This window comes from Kiritimatiellales bacterium, from assembly GCA_041656295.1.
Classification (GTDB): Bacteria; Verrucomicrobiota; Kiritimatiellia; order Kiritimatiellales; family Tichowtungiaceae; genus Tichowtungia.
Window position 1 is genome coordinate 266925 of the sequence record JBBADV010000001.1, and the last position, 19320, is coordinate 286244.

Below are 19320 nucleotides of genomic sequence, written 5' to 3' on the forward strand. Positions count from 1 at the left end.
AGAGTACATGAACTTTCTTCTCGCAGATACATTTACTGACAGCCTCGCAAGGCTGACCGGCGATGAACAGAAGGCCGTGAAAACAACGGCGTTTGACCTGCAGATCAATCCGGCGCAGCCGGGATTGCGGTGGCATAAACTGGACGGCGCGAAAGATAAAAATTTCTGGTCGGTGAGTGTCAATATGGACCTTCGGCTGATCGTTCACAAAACGGGCAGCAGCTTGATGCTTTGTTATGTGGATCATCATGATCAAGCATACGAATGGGCGGTGCGGCGTAAGCTGGAAGTTCATCCCAAAACCGGCGCGGCACAGATTGTTGAGATCCGTGAGACGGTAAAAGAGATAGAAATCCCGCACTATGTTGAAGCCGAACAGCCGGTCGCCGCTCAAACACCGGTGCTGTCTGCCGATATTTCACGCGATGCACTGCTTGCTTATGGCGTGCCGGAGGAGTGGCTCGACGAGGTCATGCGCGCTACAGAGGACGAGGTGCTGTTTCTGGCGGAAAAACTCCCCGGCGAAGCGGCCGAGGCGCTGCTGGAGCTGGCCACCGGAGGAACTCCGCAGATTGCGCCGGTAGCGGCTGATGGTGTCGATCCGTTCGAACATCCGGATGCCCGGCGCCGGTTCCGCGTCATGTCGAACGTGGAAGAGCTTGAACGTGCGCTGGAGTTCCCCTGGGAAAAGTGGACCATTTTTTTACATCCTTCACAACGGCAGCTTGTGGAGCGCGAATTCAGCGGACCTGCCCGGGTCGCGGGTTCCGCCGGAACCGGGAAAACTATTGTTGCGCTGCATCGCGCAGTTTGGCTGGCCCGGAAATATCCTGATGCGCGGGTTCTTTTAACCACCTTTTCCGATCCGCTGGCGGCAGCCTTGCGCCGGCGCCTGCACCGGTTGATTTTTCATCAGCCGATGCTCGCCGAGCGGCTGGAGGTGCTCTCGCTGGACAGCATTGCGCTGCGTATCGGACGGGCGCGGTTCGGAAAAATTAAACTGGCGCCGGATGAGCAGATTAAGGCGCTGCTGGCGGAGGCTGTTCGCAATATTCCCGAAACAGGGTTTTCTTTGAATTTTCTGTGGGATGAGTGGATTCATGTCGTGGATGCATGGCAGCTTAAAAACTGGGAAGAGTATCGCGATGTGCAGCGCCTCGGCCGGAGAACACGCCTGCCTGAAGCCCGGCGCAAGCAGTTGTGGGATCTGTTTGAACAGGTTCGCGCGGAATTAGAACGCCGCTCTCTTCTGACTCGCGCCGATGTGTTCACGAAGGTCGCCGCCGGCATAACCGCCGGAAATTATCCGCCGTTCGAATTCGCGGTGGTTGATGAGGCCCAGGATATCGGTGTTCCGGAGTTGCGGTTTCTTGCAGCGCTGGGCGGTAACCGGCCGGACAGCCTTTTCTTCGCCGGCGATCTCGGGCAGCGCATCTTTCGGCAGCCGTTTTCTTGGAAATCACTGGGGATTGATGTGCGGGGACGTTCGGCTGTGTTGAGAGTTAACTATCGCACATCACATCAGATTCGCCGGCAGGCCGACCGGCTGCTGCCGCAGGAGTTGAGTGACGTCGACGGAAATGTTGAGTCACGTAAAGGAACTGTTTCCGTCTTCAACGGGCCGAATCCGCAAATCCATACATACAATTCAGAACAGGAGGAATCTGCTGCTGTGGCCGGCTGGATCAGAACGCTCATTGAAGAGGGCTTCCGGCCTGCCGAAATTGGAATTATTGTGCGTTCCGAAGCACAGCTCGAGAGAGCGGAGCACGCAATCCAATCTGTTGGAGTACAATCAATTCAATTGAGCACAAGCATTGAGGATGCTGAAGAATGTATTGTCGTGTGCACAATGCCGCTGGCAAAAGGGCTGGAATTCCGCGCAGTTGCAATTATGGCTTGTGATGATGAAGTCGTCCCGCTGCAGGCACGAATTGAGACGGCCGCCGACACCAGTGATTTAGAAGAAGTGTATAATACTGAACGGCACCTGCTGTATGTTGCCTGTACTCGCGCCAGAGACCGGCTGCTTATCACCGGCGTTGATCCGGTTTCAGAGTTTTTAGACGATCTGCAGATTTAATCGGTGTTCCTGTCTGCAAATTCGGTGTCCGGGGTGAAAAATTCTTACGCCTGCGGCACGCGGAGTACGCCGCCACTGGCGGCGTTGGTGGCCATTGCCGCATAGCGTGCGAGCCAGCCGGTGGCGTAACGCGGGGCCGGTTTTTTCCAGTTTTTCCGGCGCGCGGCGAGCTCCTCATCGGACAGCGCAACGGCGAGTTTGCGGTTCGGAATATCAATTTCGATCATATCTCCTTCTTGAAGCAATCCGATGGGACCGCCTTCGGCGGCTTCCGGCGAAATATGACCGATGCACGCGCCGCGCGTGCCGCCGGAAAAACGTCCGTCGGTGATGAGTGCAACTTTATCGCCGAGCCCCTGACCCATAATATAGCTGGTCGGTGCGAGCATCTCCTGCATGCCCGGACCGCCTTTGGGTCCTTCATAACGAACGACGACGACATCGCCGGCTTTGACTTTTCCGGCAAGGACTCCTTCGCATGCTTCTTCCTGTGATTCAAAAATGACCGCCGGTCCTCTGTGCACAAGCATTTTCGGGTCAACACCGGCACTTTTTACAACGGCGCCGCCTTCAGCGAGGTTGCCGCGCAGAATGGCAAGTCCGCCCTCCCGGCTGTAGGCATTTTCGACCGTGTGAATGCACTGTTCATCCAGACTGCGCGCGCCGCAAATATTTTCGCCGAGCGTTTTGCCGGTGACGGTCGGGCGGTTCAGATTAAGCAGACCACCAATTTTATTGATCTCGGCCAGAATGGCACTGATGCCGCCGGCAGCGTGTACGTCTTCGATGTGATAGTTCGACGACGGCGATACTTTACAAATATTCGGCGTCTTTTTTGAAATCCGGTCGATACGGTCCAGGTCATAATCCACTCCGGCCTCGTTCGCGATGGCAAGTGTGTGCAGGACGGTATTTGAGCTGCCGCCCATGGCCATATCGAGTACAAACGCATTGTCGATGGATTCCACCGTGATGATATCGCGCGGCTTCGGTCCGCCGGTCAGCGCCATTTCGACGGCGCGTTTCGCCGCCGTTTCCCAAAGCGTTTTGCGCTCCGGCGCTGTGGCGAGAATGGTGCCGTTGCCCGGCAGAGCCATTCCGATGGCTTCACACAGGCAGTTCATTGAATTGGCAGTGAACATGCCGGAACAGGAACCGGCGGACGGACACGCATTGCATTCCATTTCGCGCAGTTCGTTTTCGGTAATTTTACCGGCGGTAAATTGTGCGACGCCCTCAAAGATGCTGATTAAATCAATCGGTCTGCCGTCTTTCAAGTGTCCGGCGGCCATCGGCCCGCCGCTCGCAAAAATAGTTGGAACATTACACCGCGCTGCGCCCATAAGCATGCCCGGCACGATTTTATCGCAGTTCGGAATGCAGATCATTGCATCGAAGGCGTGTGTTGTGATCATTGTTTCAACGCTGTCGGCAATAATTTCGCGGCTCGGCAGAGAATATTTCATGCCTTCGTGTCCCATCGCAATACCGTCGCAAACGCCGATCACGTTAAATTCGCGCGGCACACCGCCGGCAGCGCGGATTGCGTTGCAAATCAGACGGCCGACAACATTCAGATGTACGTGACCTGGAATAATCTCATTAAAGGAGTTGCACACAGCAATCAGCGGCTTTTTGAAATCCTCATCCGTCATGCCGGTCGCGCGCATCAGTCCGCGGTGCGGTGCGCGTTCGGCGCCGGCTTTAACTTTGTCACTATTCATTGCAGCTCCTTTTCTACTCAAAAACGGTGGACTTCTCGGGTCATTTCCGCCAGCGTTTTCAGCACCTTGATTAATAGAAATGAATATACGCACCGGGGCGAAAATATGAAACCATTTTTTATATCCGCGCTGATCCTGTTTTCCGCCGCCGGAGTTTTAGCGGAGGACAATATAGAAACAACGATCCCGGTAATTACCGTGACGGCGTCGGCACAAAACGCACATAACGCCGGTGTGGCGGATGCGCTGCGCGCTGTACCGGGCGTGACGGTGAATTCGTCCGGCGGTTCGATTCATGATATTTCCATTCGCGGCAGCTCATTCAGCGCTGCCGGACTTTCGCTCGGCGGCTTAACGCTGCGCAGTCCGCAAACAGAACATTTTGCGGCGGAACTGCCGGTGCCGGCGGCCATGCTGTCGCGCCCGAAAGTGAATACCGGCATAGATAATCAGGGCGGGCATTTAACCGGCACGATGAATTTTGATCCGCTGCCGATCACCGGCAAGCGGCAGATTGAAGCAGGATTCGGAGCGGACGATCGCGACTGGCAGAGCCTGCTCGTGCAGCACATGCTCACCGCAGAATTCGGCGCCGGAGTTTTTGCCGGACGCGATTCCGCCAATGGTGTGGATTATTCGGACAACGATTACGACCGCGAATATGCCGGCGGACAGCTGCAGTTCCGTACCGATGACGCACAGGTTGATTTTATCGCAATACACCAGCAAAAAGAGTTCGGCGCGCGCGGCTATTACGGGGTAAACGATGCAATTCCGGCGAAAGAAACGCTCAAAGAAACCATGGCGTTTTTATCCGCAACCAAAGGCGATGTGCAGAACGATTATCTGCGCGCCGGAATGCTGTGGCGCGAAATTTATGACGATTACCGCATGCCGGGCTATCGCAATAAACACCGCACGCGCATCAGTTCCGCATTCGTCGACGGGCGCACGATGGAAGTGAACGGCTGGGCGCTCGGCGGGCGCGTGGATGTAGATGAAGAACGCGTTGCCAGCCGCAGTCTTGGCCATCATCACCGTACGCGCGGCGGAATTTCGCTGCTGCCGCAGTGGCGCGGCGACCGGTGGAAATTCATTGCCGGACTGCGCAGCGAATTTTTTACCGGTGAGTCGCCTGAATATCTGCCGCAGGCCGGAGTTGATTTTTTGATTTCCGATCACCTCACTGCATTTGCATCATATAACGAAACTGTTCGCCTGCCGTCGTATACGGAATTGAGTTATAATATTCCCGGCGCAAATGTCGGCAATGCCGCATTAAAACCGCAAACGGAACAGCAGTCGGAAATCGGGTTAAAAGGAATTCCATCTGAGTTCATGGACTGGAAGGCTTCGGCATTTTACCGGCGCTCAAAGCATACCATCGACTGGGTTCAATACGCCGGAGATTCAACATGGCGCGCGACCGATATCGGCGCGCTCGACACCTACGGACTTGAAGCACAGCTCAACTGGTATCCGGCGGAAAACCTCGAAACACAACTCACCTATACCTTGGTTTATAAAGATAAAAAAGCCACCGATCTCGCCGGCGGTTATGCGTCGCGCTATGCGCTCGACTATCCGGAACATCTGATTCAAGGCTCGCTGCTGTGGCGTCCGCTGAATGCGATTGAAATCGGCACCGTGCAGGCATTGCGTCTGCAGACGGCAAACCACGCACGCAGCGGCAGCGACTTTGGTGTCGACAGCTCTCTGGTTATCCGCTGCACGCCGGCGAAATTTAAACCCGCCACCGTTTCACTGCTGTTCAGCAATATCTGGGATAACGATTTTGAATTCCTGCCCGGGCAGCGTCGCGCCGAACATTACGCCGGAGTTTCGTTAACACTGAATTGGTGACGGCTGCAATACTTTTGACCGGATAACAGGATTATTAAAAATCTTTTTCAATCCTGTTATCCGGTCAAAATTTATCTGCCGAATTTGCGATTGAGTTCGACGTAGCTGGTGAAAATTAATGTCGGACGCCCGTGCGGACAGGTGTACGGCATTTCAGTTTTTGCTAAATCTTCCACCAGCCGTTCAATTGCCGCCGGTGTTAATGTATCTGAAATCCGTACCGCACTCCGGCAGGCGGCCTGTGCGACTGTTTCACGCAGCGCAGTACGTTTTGCACGCGTCGCCGCACCGCCTCTTTCCAGCGCGCCGGCAACTTCGTTTAGCACAACTGCCGGTGAAACACTCTGCAAATGTACCGGCAGGGCATCGACAATAAATGTATCACTGCCAAATTCCGAAACACCGAAGCCCATTTCATTAAGCACCTCCAGATGTTTTCGAATGACGTTAGCATCCGCCGGCATCAGTTCTACCGTTTCCGGCGTTAACAATCCCTGCCGGTGCGGTGTGCCGGTAAGAATGTCGTTCATAAATTTTTCAAACAGCACGCGTTCGTGCGCCGTCTGCGGATCCATCAACACGATACCGTCTTCCGTCTCCAGAATAACGTATAATCCACCGGCCTGTCCCAGCACGCGGCACCAGCGCCACGGCGAACACTGCGCGCTCGCCGGTTCAGGGTTTTTCAGTTCAGTGCTTGGAGTTTCGGGTCCCGGTGCACCGGTTTTTAAACTCTGAACGTCGAACTCTGAACTCTGCACTTTTACCTGCGGATCGGGATGTAGACGCGACGCCCCCGTCGCGTTCTCTGCATTCATGGATGCGACGGGGACGTCGCGTCTACTTTGTTTTGCAAACTCTGAACTGAAAAACTCTGATCGTTGAACTGTCGCCGGTTTTACCGGCGCATCAAACTGAAACGCCGGATCGGGTGCAGTAATTCCCGGTGCGTCGAGTGCCAGCGCTTTTGACACCGCCGTCATGACGGCATCGCGCACCGCCGCCGGATGTCTGAAACGGACTTCGCGTTTGGCCGGGTGTACATTCACGTCAACATCCGCCGGCGGTGTTTCAATAAAAATGAAGGCCGACGGATAACGTCCGCGCGTGAGTACGGCGTGATACGCTTCGTTAAGGGCGTGATAAATTACCGGCGCCGAAGCCGGACGTCCGTTGATAAAAATATATTGATCGGAACGGTCTTTTCTGCCGGTTTGCGGCAGTCCGGCAAATCCGGAAATTTTTACACCGCCGGCAGAGATGTTTAATGCGCGCAGATTTTTCAGAAACGCCGGACTATAGAGAGCTGCAATGCGGTCGGTGAGCGTTGCACCGGCGGGAAAGTTATACAGCTCGCGCCCGTCAGATGTAAATGAAAGACCGGTTTCGGGATGCGCGAGCGCATACACTGCAAAAAGCTGCCGCAGCTGTGCAAGTTCAGTGGCTTCGGTGCGCAGAAATTTCCGGCGCGCCGGCACATTAAAGAAAAGATTGCGAACTTCGATGCGTGTTCCCGGCGGCGCGCCGGCATCAGAAATATCCTGCAGCTTCCCGCCGCTGATTTGAATTCGGGTTCCGCTTAAATCCGCTGACGGGCGCGTGGTGAGAGTTAAGCGCGAAACCGCGGAAATGGCGGCGAGCGCTTCGCCGCGGAATCCGAGTGTAGCGACGGCTTCCACTTCTTCGGCGGTGCGAATTTTGCTTGTTGCGTGCCGTTCAATCGCCAGCAGAGCATTGTCGCGGTTCATGCCGGAGCCGTTATCAGAAATAGCAATTAACTGCATACCGCCGCGCACGACTTCAACATCAATTTGCGTCGCGCCGGCATCGAGCGCATTTTCCACCAGCTCTTTCATGACAGACGCCGGCCGCTCAATCACTTCTCCCGCCGCAATTTTATTAATCACATGATCCGGGAGCATCTGAATGGAATTTTTCACAAATTGAATAATTATAACGAAATATTAAAAAAAGGAAAAATGGAATCGGAGTGAATCAACCGTTGACGAACGGTAAAAAAAATTAAATCCTTTCAGGCGGTTATGAGATGTTCGATATCCAGTACTGTTTTACTGATAGCGGTGATTGCCGGTGCGGTGTTTTCCGAAACAAACGACCTTGACGCCGCCTTTGCTGCCCAAAAAAAGAAAAAGACTGTGCGCGTTTATTCTGAAAGAGCGGTGCTGCACGATCTTTCGGCAGAGCTGCCGGCGGAAGCATCAACGCTGGAAGATGAGCTTGATCGTAAACTCCGGGCAAAAGAGGCAAAAGAGGATAGCCGGATTGCGAACGAGCCGTATAAGCGTCCGTTTTTTCCACAGCCGGAATTTTCTCAGGAACAGCTGCAGCAGTTGCAGGAGCAGCGCCGGAATTGGCTGACGTTTAGTGACACGAACAGGGTACAGTCGACTTCCCAGAATCATCACAGTGACCGGATCGCGGAAGAATTGCAGCGGCAGAATCTGATGCGTGAACAGCAGCGACGTATGGCGGAATCGGTTGCCGCTGCGACCAACGTCTCCCCGTACGCCGTCCCGGCGCCGGGGAGTAATCCGCCGAGTGAATACGAATCGCCGTTGCAGCGCTATCAGGTTGGAACACCGGCGCAACGCCAGACTCAGAATTATGCTTTACCGGGCACGCGGTCCTACCCTAATGCGGCGCCGGCAGCGCAGTATAATAACAATGCAATTCCGGGCGTTCGTTCTACAGTGACGCTGCCGGGACAGCGGCGTACAACCGCCGGCGTTCCGCAAACACCGGCTGTCCGCCGGCCGGCGGCACCCGGTGTCCGCACTCCATTATCTCCCATTCAGACCGATAGTGATGATCTTGTGCCGGCGCCGGCCACAACGCTTGACCAGCTTCGCAAATCTGCCGCTGACCGCAATGCCGATCCTTTCGCGAATCCGTACCGGTAACTACAGTTTAAACTGCTGCACGGTTTCAATCAGCGCGATCACATTTTCAACCGGCGTATCCGCCTGGGCATAATGGCAGGAGCAGGGGATATACCCATGCGGACCAAGTTCGTTTAAACATGCCAGTGTCTCAGCTGCAACGTCCTCCGGCGTGCCGAACGGCAGGGTTTTCTGGTTTTCGATTCCGCCGTGAAAAATCAGTTTGTCACCATATTTTATTTTCAGTTCCTTACAGTCCATGCCGGGGCAGACGTGCTGAATCGGGTTGAGTACATCAATGCCGGCTTCGATCAGGCGCGGGATGAGCGGTTCCGCCGCGCCGTCGGTATGAAAGAAAACTTTTACACCGAATGAATGAATCATTTCACACCACGCTTTGAGGCGCGGGAAAATAAATTCATCAAACGCCGGTGGTGACATCAGCAGACTTTGCTGCGTGCCCATATCATCGCTCACAAAAACCATATCCACTGCGCCATCCGCCGCCGTTAAAAACCGGCGCACCATTTCGCCTTGCGACCACATAATCCTATCCAGCGCCGCATGCAGAAATTCCGGCTCAGCCACGGTGTCCATCAGCGCTTCTTCCAGCGAACGCATCTGACAGTAAACTTCGAACAGCGAAATCCACGGGCCGAGCGTGACAAATTCCAGCGCCAGTTTTTTCGCTTCGGCAGCGGCGGCTTCATAATTGAAATCGTCCGGATGCGGCCACGGATACTCTTCAAGCTGTGCCGGATCATCCATGCCAAGCAGCGGGTTAAATGAAACTTCGCCATATTCTGTGTTTGCATTCGCCGCAATTTTTTCGCGTTTCACTCCCCAATGATTCACTTCAACCAGTTCATTCGGATCTTTCAGAATCATTCCTCTATACGGAATGCCAAGCCACGCAATTTTATCAATATCCAGCCCACGATAAATATCCAGCTCGTCATCAACACCGAGTCGCGCCTTAAATTTTTTCACTAATTCCGGCACCAGCCAGATGTCCACCGGAACGCGGTCCGGCGTTTGACGGTGCAACACAGCCAGAACTCTTTCGCGTGCATTCATGATCAGTCTCCTTGTTTTGCAAAAATATACATGTTAAATCGCAATGTCTTTGTATATTTTTACAAAATGACTCGTAAAAATTTACAGTTCACCAAAGCTCCTCTGCACAATTCATCCGCTGCACAGCAGTTAAAACACACCGGACTCGCTTTTGATTATTTTCCGGCGTTTAAACAGAATCATCACGAATTCCATACACACGAATATATTGAGATGCTGTTTGTCATCAGCGGAACGTTCCGGCATATCGCCGGTGAGCGAACGTATGACGAAACCGCCGGCGGCCTGACCATTCTCAACTTCAATCAGTTTCACACACTAAACGCTGCTGCACCGGTCGAACTCGTTAATGTTTACTGGAATCCAGCCCGTTACATCCCGCCGGAACTTCCGCAGCCGCTGAACGATCAAATACAAAAACTCATTCCGCTTCATCCGCAATTCAGTCACCGCCTCAATCGCATTATCCATTTACAAATGACTGATCCTGAAAAAACAAAAAACCTGCTGCTGATGCTTTGCGCCGAACAGAAACATAAAACTGCCGGAACCGGCGCCGCCATCGACGCCCTCTTCCGCCTTTTTCTAATCGAACTCTGCCGCGCCGCGCCGGCACTAAAAAATCCGCCGGAACAAGTTAACCGCCGTATGGAAAAAATCCGGCAGCACCTTGATGCAAACTACACCGCGCCAATCCGGCTTGAACGGCTTTGTACACTCGCCAGACTTCAACCGGCGAATCTCTGCCGGCAGTTTAAAAAATATACCGGCGTCAGTATCGGTGACTATTTAAAACAGTACCGTCTCGCTGCCGCCATGCATCAGTTGCGGAATTCCGGCGATAAAATTCTTACTGTCTGCAGCGACTGCGGATTTTCTGACATCGCCAACTTCAACCGGACATTCCGGCGCGCAATCGGCAAAACACCAACCGAATATCGATCCAGTTGCTTGTAGACGCGACGTCCTCGTCGCGTCTTGTAGGCGAGCAGTGGTCTGGCAAAAAAACGCGCCCGCCGGACGCATCTACATTTTCAATCATCTTCCATCAGTTCATAAACTTCATCCCACGCTTCCGGTTCATCACGCCGGAGCGCCTGCAGTGTGCGGAACTGATAGATCAGCAGACTTAATTCCGGTTCGGTGAGATTATCTCTTGCCCTGGCGATGTCGTGGACGAATTTTAACAGCACCGGTTTTGTAATATTCAAAAAGTCCGGAACGTCGAGCAGCAGAATCGGCTGATAATGCATGCCGGTGAGCCGGCGGGCGGTTTCGGCAATCTTTTCCGGCAGGGCATCGGCAGGCAGGGATTCAATCTCGGAACAGATTTTTTCAATATATTTTTTACTGGCAGATTTCATGCACTCCACCTTTCGTTTCCGGTGCTGAGTATAATCGTTAAAATAAAAAAAGCGGCAGAAATCTGCCGCTTTTTGTGATCTGCTTTAACCGTCTTATTCTTCGACTTCAAACAGATCCTGGGTTGCGCCGCATTCGGGGCAGACCCAGTCTGCCGGTAAATCTTCGAATGCAGTACCGGGCGCGACGCTGTTATCCGGATCGCCGGCGGCCGGGTCGTAGATGTAACCACAAGGAACGCATCTGTATTTTTTCATCGTTCTCTCCTTTCAAAACCAGAGACGGCGATCCTCCGCCATCCGTTATTTTTTAGGCGCTCAGTTCCTGAACGCCAGCCCATTACATAATTTTGCCAAGATTTTCCATAAAGATCATCCGGCGCTGCGCGTCTTCTTCCGCCGCAGCGAAGAGTTTTTCCGCTTCCTGCGGCGCGCTCTTGAGGAGCGTTGCATAACGGCGTTCGCTGCGGATGAAATCCTGGAAACTGTCTGTCGGCGGTTTGCTTTCCCAGATGAAGCGCTTGCCTTCTTCGCCCGCCGGATTGTAGCGGTAGAGCGGCCAGTAGCCGCTTTCAACGGCGCGCTTCTGCTCGGTCTGCGTTTTCATCATGTTAATTCCGTGCGCGATACAAGGCGCATAAGCGATGATGATCGACGGTCCGTCGTACGCCGCGGCTTCCATGAATGCTCTCTGCGTCTGTATACGATTGGCGCCCATCGCAATGGACGCAACGTAAACATAACCGTAGCTCATGCACATGAAGCCGAGGTTTTTCTTGCCGACGCGTTTTCCGGCGGCCGCAAACTGGGCAACCGCTCCCAGCGGCGTGGCTTTGGACATCTGTCCGCCGGTGTTGGAATAGACTTCGGTATCCAGCACAAGAATGTTGACGTTTTTACCGGAAGCGACCACATGATCGAGTCCGCCGTAACCGATGTCATACGCCCAGCCATCGCCGCCGAAAATCCAGACGCTCTTATCGACGAAGTAGTCGGAGAGCTCGTTGATTTTCACAAGAACGTCTTTAAGTTCACCGGAGGCGGCGTTAAGTGCATTCGGCAGCAGCAGCTTGACTGCATTCTGTGCTGCAACCGCCTGGTCGCCGATATTCTTACCGGTTTCAAGCGCACGCTCCATGGCCGCCGTCAGATCGTTATCAGCGCCGAGCTCCGCCGCTTTCGCGGCAAGTTCGGTGAGCGTCTTGCGGTTCTGGTCGATCGCCAAACGCATCCCAAGGCCATATTCGGCGTTGTCTTCAAAGAGCGAGTTCGCCCATGCCGGACCGCGGCCCTCTTTGCTTGTGCAATATGGAATCGCCGGGAATGTTCCGCCGTAAATCGAGGAGCATCCGGTGGCGTTCGCAACAACCATATGCTCGCCGTACAGCTGCGTAACGAGTTTCACATACGGTGTTTCACCGCAACCGGCGCAGGCGCCGGAAAACTCAAACAGCGGCTTCTTGAACTGCAGACCTTTCAGTGTGTTTTCCGGTGCCCCGTCCAGTACATTGTCGGGCAGAGCGTCGAAGAATTCAGCATTCCGGCGCTCGCCGGCGTTACGTTCTTCTTCCAGTAATTTGAATTCGAGCGCTTTGGTTTTTGCCGGACAGGTTTCTACGCAAACGCCGCACCCGGTACAGTCTTCGATATAGACCTGGATGCGGTACTGCAGATCGCGCTCGTTCTTTGTCGTTGATTTCAGCGTATCAAAACCAGCGGGCGCATCTTTCAGGTCTTCCGGATCAATCTGTTTCGCGCGGATAACAGCGTGCGGACAGGACATTACGCACTGGTTGCACTGAATACAGTTTTCTTTCACCCAGCCCGGAACACGCGGTGCGATACCGCGCTTTTCGAGTGCGCTGGTGCCGGTCGGCAGCGTACCGTCGAACGACATTTTGGAAACCGGCACATCATCGCCTTTCAGCAGAATGACCGGCTCCATCACCTCTTTCGCGAAACAGCCGGCACTTTCCGGAATCAGTTCAACCGGAACAAACGATTTGGTAATCGTCGCCGGAATTTTAACCTCTTCTACTGCGGCCAGTGCTTTGTCCACCGCGGTGCAGTTCATTGTAATGATGTCCTCGCCCTTGTTCGCATAGGTTTTTTTAATCGCGGCTTTGATCAGCTCAACCGCTTGATCCACCTCCAGCACACCGGACAGTTTAAAAAATGCGGTCTGCATGACTGTGTTAATACGGTTGCCGAGTCCGGCTTCCGTCGCGAGTTTCAGTGCGTCGATATTGTAGAATTTAATCTTTTTCTGAATGATTGCTTCCTGCATGTCGCGCGTGAGGTGATCAAACACTTCATCGGTCGGAATTTCGGAGTTCAGCAGGAATGTACCGCCGGCTTTGATACAGCCGAGCATGTCGTAACGGCCGATGTAGGCCGGATTATGACACGCCACAAAATCGGCATTTTGAATCAGATAGGGATAGTTTACCGAACTCCTGCCGAAACGCAGATGTGAAACAGTAATGCCGTATGATTTCTTTGAGTCATAAACAAAATAGCCCTGCGCGTTCAGATCGGTGTTGTCGCCGATAATTTTAATGGAATTTTTGTTCGCACCCACCGTTCCATCGGAACCCAAACCCCAGAACATGCAGTTCACCACGTCGTCTGCTTCAATATCAAACCCTTTGCCGACGGTCAGCGATTTATGCGTCACGTCGTCGGTAATACCCACCGTAAAGTCGTGAAACGCCTCGCCGTCCAGGTGGTCATACACCGCTTTTACCATCGCCGGCGTGAACTCTTTGGAGGAGAGACCGTAGCGGCCGCCGATCACCTGAACGCCCTGATTGTCGAGCGCCGCCATCACGTCGAGGAACAGCGGCTCACCCGGCGCGCCCGGTTCTTTCGTGCGGTCGAGCACCGCAATTTTCTTCACCGTCTTCGGCAGACAGCCCACAAATGCTTTTGCTGAAAACGGACGATAGAGACGAACTTTTACCAGACCGAGTTTTTCACCGGCAGCATTCAGTTTATTTACCGTTGCTTCAATCGTATCACAGGCCGAACCCATCGCGATGATCACTTTTGTCGCATCCTTCGCGCCGGCATAATCGAAGAGGTGATACTGCCGGCCGATTTTCGCCGCGAGCTTATCCATATAATCCTGAACTATTTCCGGCAGGGCGTCGTAATATTTATTCACCGTTTCACGGCCCTGGAAATAGACGTCGCCGTTCTGCGCCGCAACTTTCAGCACCGGCGCTTCCGGGCGCAAGCCGCGTTTGCGGAAACGCTCAACATATTCCGGCTCCAGCAGCTCCTTCATGACCTCATACGCAACTTCTTCAACCTTCTGAATTTCGTGCGATGTACGGAACCCGTCAAAAAAGTTAAGGAACGGAACCTGACCTTTCAGCGTTGCCAGATGACTCACGATCGCGAGATCCATTGTTTCCTGAATTCCGGCGGCCGACATCAGTGCAAAGCCGGTATTGCGCACACTCATCACGTCCGAGTGATCGCCGAAAATTGAGAGCGACTGCGCAGCAAGCGAACGCGCTGAAACGTGGAAAACTGTCGGCAGCATCTCGCCGGCGATCTTATACATATTCGGAATCATCAGCAGAAGGCCCTGCGATGCCGTAAAGGTGGTCGTCAGCGAACCCGCGCTCAGCGCACCATGCACTGCACCGGCGGCACCGGCTTCAGACTGCATCTCCGTCACGCTCACTGCGGAACCGAACATATTTTTGCGGCCTTGTGCCGCCCAGATATCAGTGTATTCACCCATATTGGATGAAGGGGTAATCGGATAAATTGCCGCGATTTCGCTGAACGCATACGCTACGTGAGCTGCCGCGGTATTTCCGTCAATCGTCACCATTTTCTTACTCATCTCTGCGATTTCCTCCTCAAGGATTAGCATTTCCAGTTAAAATTCGTAAAAACTGCCGGTGCCGGCAGGCTTAGAATTGCGTTTTTACCTCAATTTTAGCAAAACCACTCATCCAAAAATGATCTGAATTTACATTTCAGGGCGCAAAACACAAAGAATTCCAAAAAATCCGCAAAAAATGAAGCAGATTAGCCCCCAAAACCGCTATTAATACGTAGTCTATTTAAGGAAGGGTTTCGAATAGTGAATGTCGAAATAAAAATTGTTCCCAAATTCGAGATTCTCCGTCTCTTTTTGTACAGTCTCTCTTATTTCCTGCTAGGCAGGTGATCCGTTTTTTCTGTGTCATTTACAGTCAATTTTTTCTTCAGCCTCCAAACCATCATCATATCCAGCAGCGCCGCCGGAAAAAACCGGCGCGCCGCCGCGCCGAAACAGGCCACCGCTGTAATGCGCACGCGGCGCGGCGGATTCCGGCGTTCAAGACAGCGCCGGATTTCTCTTGCCACCGCCTCCGGCGGTTTCATAAACGTGCCGGCGGTGCGATGTGCCTTGCCGGCTTTACGCGTCTCAAGCGCCTCCTTATAAAAAGAAGCAAACACCGAATTTTCATTGCGCGTGTACCGGTCCATCCGGTGCGCCAGATTCACTGAAAACTGCGAATCAATCGGGCCCGGCTGAATAATTGAAACGCCGATGCCGCTGCCGGCCAGTTCGCGCCGCAGTGCGTCCGACAGCGCTTCCACTGCAAACTTCGCTGCTGAATATCCGCCGGCAAACGGCAGAGAAATTTCTCCCAGCACCGAACTTAAATTCACAATCCGGCCGTAACCCTGCCGCCGGAACACCGGGATAAACCGGTTGGTTAACTCCTGCATTCCGCAGACATGCACTTCAAATAAATCACGCAGCATGTCGCGCGACATATCTTCCACGGCTGACGCCAAACCAAATCCGGCGTTATTCACAATTGCGCCCAGCTGACCGTTAAACCGGCGCAGCACCTCATCCGCCGCCGCATTCACCGACTCACTGCTCGCCACATCCAGTTGCACCGGCTCAAAACCCTTTGCGCGCAGCATTGCCAGATCCGTCTCACTCCGCACCGTTGGAATCACATTCCAGCCGCTCTTTTTTAATAATCGCGCCGCCGCCAGACCGATACCCGACGAACAGCCCGTCACCAAAACCGTTTTTTCTTTTACCTGCGCCGCGTTCATAATGCCGGGGAATCTACCGCGGATTACACCGATATAAACGGATAAAACAAAAATTTATCATCCGTATAACTTCGCATAATCTGCGGATTCATTTTTTTGTGCCTTTTTATAATCTTTGCGGCTAACCTCTTCGTGTGAAACTTTTCGATGCCCATTGCCATTTGCAGGACGACCGGCTTTTTGCGGACTTAGAAAACATCGTTGCCCGCGCCGGAAAATCCGGTGTCGAGAAAATGATCTGCGCCGGAACATCGCCGGCCGACTGGAACCGCGTGCTCGAATGCGCTCAGCGCTTCCCGCATAACATCATTCCGGCGCTCGGGATACACCCGTGGTTCGTTGAAGGTGGAACGCGACCTCCGGGCGCGTTGCAAACATTAGAAAATTTGTTAATTCAGAATCCCGCCGCTGCAATCGGCGAAACCGGACTCGACTTTCAAAAACGCTTCACCAATCGTGAAGCGCAGGAAAAATCATTCATCGCACATCTTCAACTTGCCGGGAAATTAAACCGGCCGGTGGTGGTCCATTGCGTTCATGCCTGGGGCAGGCTGTTTGAGATCATAAAAGAAAATCCGGCGCCGAACATTTTACTGCATGCCTATTCCGGCGCGACGGAACTCATCCCTGAACTCGCTGCTTTAAATTGCTGTTTTTCATTTAACGCCGGAATTATAAATCTGCACGCCAAACGTGTGCGCGCCGCCATTGCTGCTGTACCGGAACACCGACTGCTGCTTGAAACCGATGCACCGGATTTTACCCCTCCGGGGAAAACACCGCCCAACGAACCGGCGAATCTGAACTTAATTCTGCGCGTTGCCGCCGAACTCAGAAATCAATCCGAATCATCTCTCGCTGAAATCACATTCCGTAATACTGCAGAGTTTTTTAAATTTTAATCCCGGTAAAATCTTATTGATTTGTATATGTCAAAAATATACGTTTTATTGATATGAGAGATCTGCTTGGTCAGATAGAGGGTTTTGATTGGGACGCCGGTAATAGCGACAAAAACTGGTTGAAGCACAGCGTTTCAATTAAAGAGTGCGAGGAAATATTTTTTAATGAGCCGTTGATTGTTTTGGAAGATTTAAAACATTCAATGCTTGAGCAGCGTTTTGCAGCGTACGGTATTACAAAGGATGGTCGAACATTGCATGTGATTTTTACATCGCGTAATAAAAAAATCCGTGTGATTTCAGCACGTGATATGCATCGAAAAGAGAGAATATTTTATGAAAACAAAAACTAAAAACATTCCGGCGTTTAAAAATGAAGATGAAGAGCGTGATTTCTGGGCAACACATTCATCACTGGATTATTTTGATCTTTCAACGGCGCGGCGCGTTGTTTTCCCGAATCTTAAACCGTCGACCAAAACTATTTCTATCCGTTTGCCTGAATCGTTAATTGATGCGCTGAAAGCGCAGGCTAATCGCCTGGATGTGCCATATCAGAGTCTCGCGAAAATTTATCTTGCGCGTGAAGTGGAACGGGAACGCCGGATTTTTTCAGATGAAACGGTTCTTGCCGAACAACCGGCAGGATATAACGCCCGACCAAAGAAAAACAAAAAATCCGGGTATATACGTTAATTTTTCGACGAGGTGAACAGGAACGACAGAGTTAGTGATATTACCGGTTTTTGATTATCGCGCGCAAATTTTTAAAATCGGCGGGACGCCGGAAACGTAAGTTTTTTGACTCTTATTGTACAATAAAAAATCTGTGCAAATCCTGTTCATCCCGTCAAAAAATTTCCACGATCAGTTTTTCTTCAACTTCGGGCCGGCGGGGGTATCCTGAACAATCCAGCCCGCGGCGGCGATAGCGTTGCGCAGGCGGTCGGCTTCGACAAAGTTTTTTTCCTGTTTGGCGGCGGCGCGCGCTTCGGCCAATGCCACAATGTCCGGCGGCGCTACAATGTCCGGCGGCTCGAGAAATCCGAGCACGGTATCGAGCTTTTTCCACAGCGATAAAACCGCGCCGGCGGTTTTTGCATCCATTGACCCAATATGTTTATTGCCTTCGTGTACGCCGTCGAACAGCGCGCCAAGGGCGCCGGCAATATTGAGATCGCTGTCGAGTGCGGCTTCGAATTTCGTTTGCATTTCAACCGCCCACGCCGGAAGTTCTGCGGTGGATGCGGCATCCCCGCCGCGCCCGCGTTCTTTCAGTTTTGCATAAAATTCGTCGAGACGGGCGAGGGCGGCGCGATTGGCGTGCAACGAATCAAAGGTAAAGTTCAGCGACTGCCGGTAGTGCGTGGCGATAAGTTCATAACGGATTTCCCGGCCGGTGTATCCTTTGTCGAGAATTTCGCGCAACGTATAAAAGTTGCCGAGCGACTTCGACATTTTTTTGCCCTCCACCTGCAGGTGCGCGCAGTGCATCCAGTATTTGGAATAGAGTTTTCCGCTTGCGCCTTCGCTCTGCGCGATTTCGTCTTCGTGGTGCGGAAAAATATTATCGATGCCGCCGGTATGCAGATCGAATGTCTCGCCGAGATATTTCATGCTCATCGCAGAGCATTCGATATGCCAGCCCGGGCGACCCCTGCCCCACGGCGAATCCCAGAACACGTCGCCGTCTTTTTCATCGTAGGCTTTCCAGAGCGCAAAGTCCGCAGCGTTTTCTTTATCGTACTCATCCTGCGCCACACGCGCACCGGCGCGCATACCTTCACGGTCGAGGCGCGCGAGCTTCCCGTACGCCGGAAATTTATCAATCGGAAAATAGACCGAGCCGTCATCCGACTTGTACGCCAGACCTTTTTCAAACAGCGTTTTGATCAATGCAATCATTTCCGGAATGCAGTCTGTCGCCGCCGGATAAAACTCCGCCGGTTCAATATTCAGCGTTTTAAGATCGTCAAAAAATGCATCTTTATATTTCTGCGTAAATTCACTCAGCGGCAGATTGTTTTCAATCGCCCCGCGAATCGTTTTGTCATCAACGTCCGTCAGATTCTGTACCTGCGTCACCTTGAACCCTTTATATTTCAGCCACCGGCGCAGCAGATCTTCAAACATGTATGCGCGGTAATTTCCGATATGAGCATAGTGGTAAACCGTCGGACCGCAGGTGTATATGCGTACGTGATCCGGCTCCAGCGGAACCAGCTCCTCTTCCGTGCGTGACATCGTATTGTAAATTTTGAAACTCATAATAAATTTTCTGTTGAGACAGGATGAACCGGCTGAGCGGAATAAATCCTGTCAATCCTGTTT

At 52.8% G+C, this 19320-nt stretch carries 15 protein-coding genes; 7 read left to right on the forward strand and 8 right to left on the reverse strand.

Annotation, left to right across the window (positions count from 1 at the left end; translation table 11 throughout):
• Positions 1-7: 7 nt before the first annotated feature.
• Positions 8-2083 carry a 3'-5' exonuclease gene (locus tag WC959_01145; GenBank protein MFA5687749.1) on the forward strand — a complete coding sequence of 692 codons (2076 nt, stop codon included), beginning with the start codon at positions 8-10 and terminating at the stop codon, positions 2081-2083.
• A gap of 44 nt (positions 2084-2127) precedes the next feature.
• On the opposite strand, the gene ilvD is transcribed toward WC959_01145, so the two are convergent.
• Positions 2128-3807 (reverse strand): dihydroxy-acid dehydratase, encoded by a 1680-nt coding sequence (ilvD, locus tag WC959_01150; protein ID MFA5687750.1) that lies wholly within the window; start codon positions 3805-3807, stop codon positions 2128-2130.
• Between the two features lie 105 nt (positions 3808-3912).
• Between ilvD and WC959_01155 the strand changes: the two genes are divergently transcribed.
• Entirely contained in the window at positions 3913-5670 is a 1758-nt protein-coding gene (locus tag WC959_01155; GenBank protein ID MFA5687751.1) for a TonB-dependent receptor, read from the forward strand.
• 71 nt (positions 5671-5741) lie between these two features.
• On the opposite strand, the gene mutL is transcribed toward WC959_01155, so the two are convergent.
• Positions 5742-7592: a DNA mismatch repair endonuclease MutL gene (gene mutL, locus WC959_01160; GenBank protein ID MFA5687752.1), complete on the reverse strand. Its 1851-nt coding sequence runs from the start codon at positions 7590-7592 to the stop codon at positions 5742-5744.
• Positions 7593-7712: 120 nt separating this feature from the next.
• On the opposite strand from mutL, the gene WC959_01165 reads away from it, so the two are divergent.
• Entirely contained in the window at positions 7713-8591 is an 879-nt protein-coding gene (locus tag WC959_01165; GenBank protein MFA5687753.1) for a hypothetical protein, read from the forward strand.
• Here WC959_01165 and WC959_01170 read toward each other — a convergent pair whose 3' ends face one another.
• The gene (locus tag WC959_01170; protein ID MFA5687754.1) at positions 8592-9647 is read right to left on the reverse strand and encodes a uroporphyrinogen decarboxylase family protein; all 1056 of its coding nucleotides are present in this window, start codon (positions 9645-9647) and stop codon (positions 8592-8594) included.
• 66 nt (positions 9648-9713) lie between these two features.
• Between WC959_01170 and WC959_01175 the strand changes: the two genes are divergently transcribed.
• A complete protein-coding gene (locus tag WC959_01175; protein MFA5687755.1) occupies positions 9714-10604 on the forward strand; it encodes an AraC family transcriptional regulator in 891 nt (296 codons plus the stop codon).
• A 77-nt stretch (positions 10605-10681) separates the two neighbouring features.
• On the opposite strand, the gene WC959_01180 is transcribed toward WC959_01175, so the two are convergent.
• From WC959_01180 to WC959_01195, 4 genes are all read right to left on the reverse strand, one after another.
• Positions 10682-11011: a hypothetical protein gene (locus WC959_01180; protein MFA5687756.1), complete on the reverse strand. Its 330-nt coding sequence runs from the start codon at positions 11009-11011 to the stop codon at positions 10682-10684.
• A 93-nt stretch (positions 11012-11104) separates the two neighbouring features.
• Positions 11105-11266 carry a rubredoxin gene (locus tag WC959_01185; GenBank protein ID MFA5687757.1) on the reverse strand — a complete coding sequence of 54 codons (162 nt, stop codon included), beginning with the start codon at positions 11264-11266 and terminating at the stop codon, positions 11105-11107.
• An 82-nt stretch (positions 11267-11348) separates the two neighbouring features.
• The gene (gene nifJ / locus WC959_01190) at positions 11349-14867 is read right to left on the reverse strand and encodes a pyruvate:ferredoxin (flavodoxin) oxidoreductase (protein MFA5687758.1); all 3519 of its coding nucleotides are present in this window, start codon (positions 14865-14867) and stop codon (positions 11349-11351) included.
• 308 nt (positions 14868-15175) lie between these two features.
• On the reverse strand, positions 15176-16087 hold the full coding sequence (locus tag WC959_01195) for an SDR family NAD(P)-dependent oxidoreductase (protein MFA5687759.1): 912 nt from the start codon (positions 16085-16087) through the stop codon (positions 15176-15178).
• Positions 16088-16221: 134 nt separating this feature from the next.
• Between WC959_01195 and WC959_01200 the strand changes: the two genes are divergently transcribed.
• Genes WC959_01200 through WC959_01210 form a run of 3 tightly spaced genes read left to right on the forward strand, consistent with a single transcriptional unit; the run spans position 16222 to position 17685 of the window.
• Entirely contained in the window at positions 16222-16989 is a 768-nt protein-coding gene (locus tag WC959_01200) for a TatD family hydrolase (protein MFA5687760.1), read from the forward strand.
• 53 nt (positions 16990-17042) lie between these two features.
• On the forward strand, positions 17043-17342 hold the full coding sequence (locus WC959_01205; protein MFA5687761.1) for a BrnT family toxin: 300 nt from the start codon (positions 17043-17045) through the stop codon (positions 17340-17342).
• The gene (locus WC959_01210; protein MFA5687762.1) at positions 17326-17685 is read left to right on the forward strand and encodes a BrnA antitoxin family protein; all 360 of its coding nucleotides are present in this window, start codon (positions 17326-17328) and stop codon (positions 17683-17685) included. The genes WC959_01205 and WC959_01210 overlap by 17 nt, the downstream gene beginning before the upstream one ends.
• A 171-nt stretch (positions 17686-17856) precedes the next feature.
• On the opposite strand, the gene cysS is transcribed toward WC959_01210, so the two are convergent.
• On the reverse strand, positions 17857-19257 hold the full coding sequence (gene cysS, locus WC959_01215) for a cysteine--tRNA ligase (GenBank protein MFA5687763.1): 1401 nt from the start codon (positions 19255-19257) through the stop codon (positions 17857-17859).
• Positions 19258-19320: the final 63 nt, after the last annotated feature.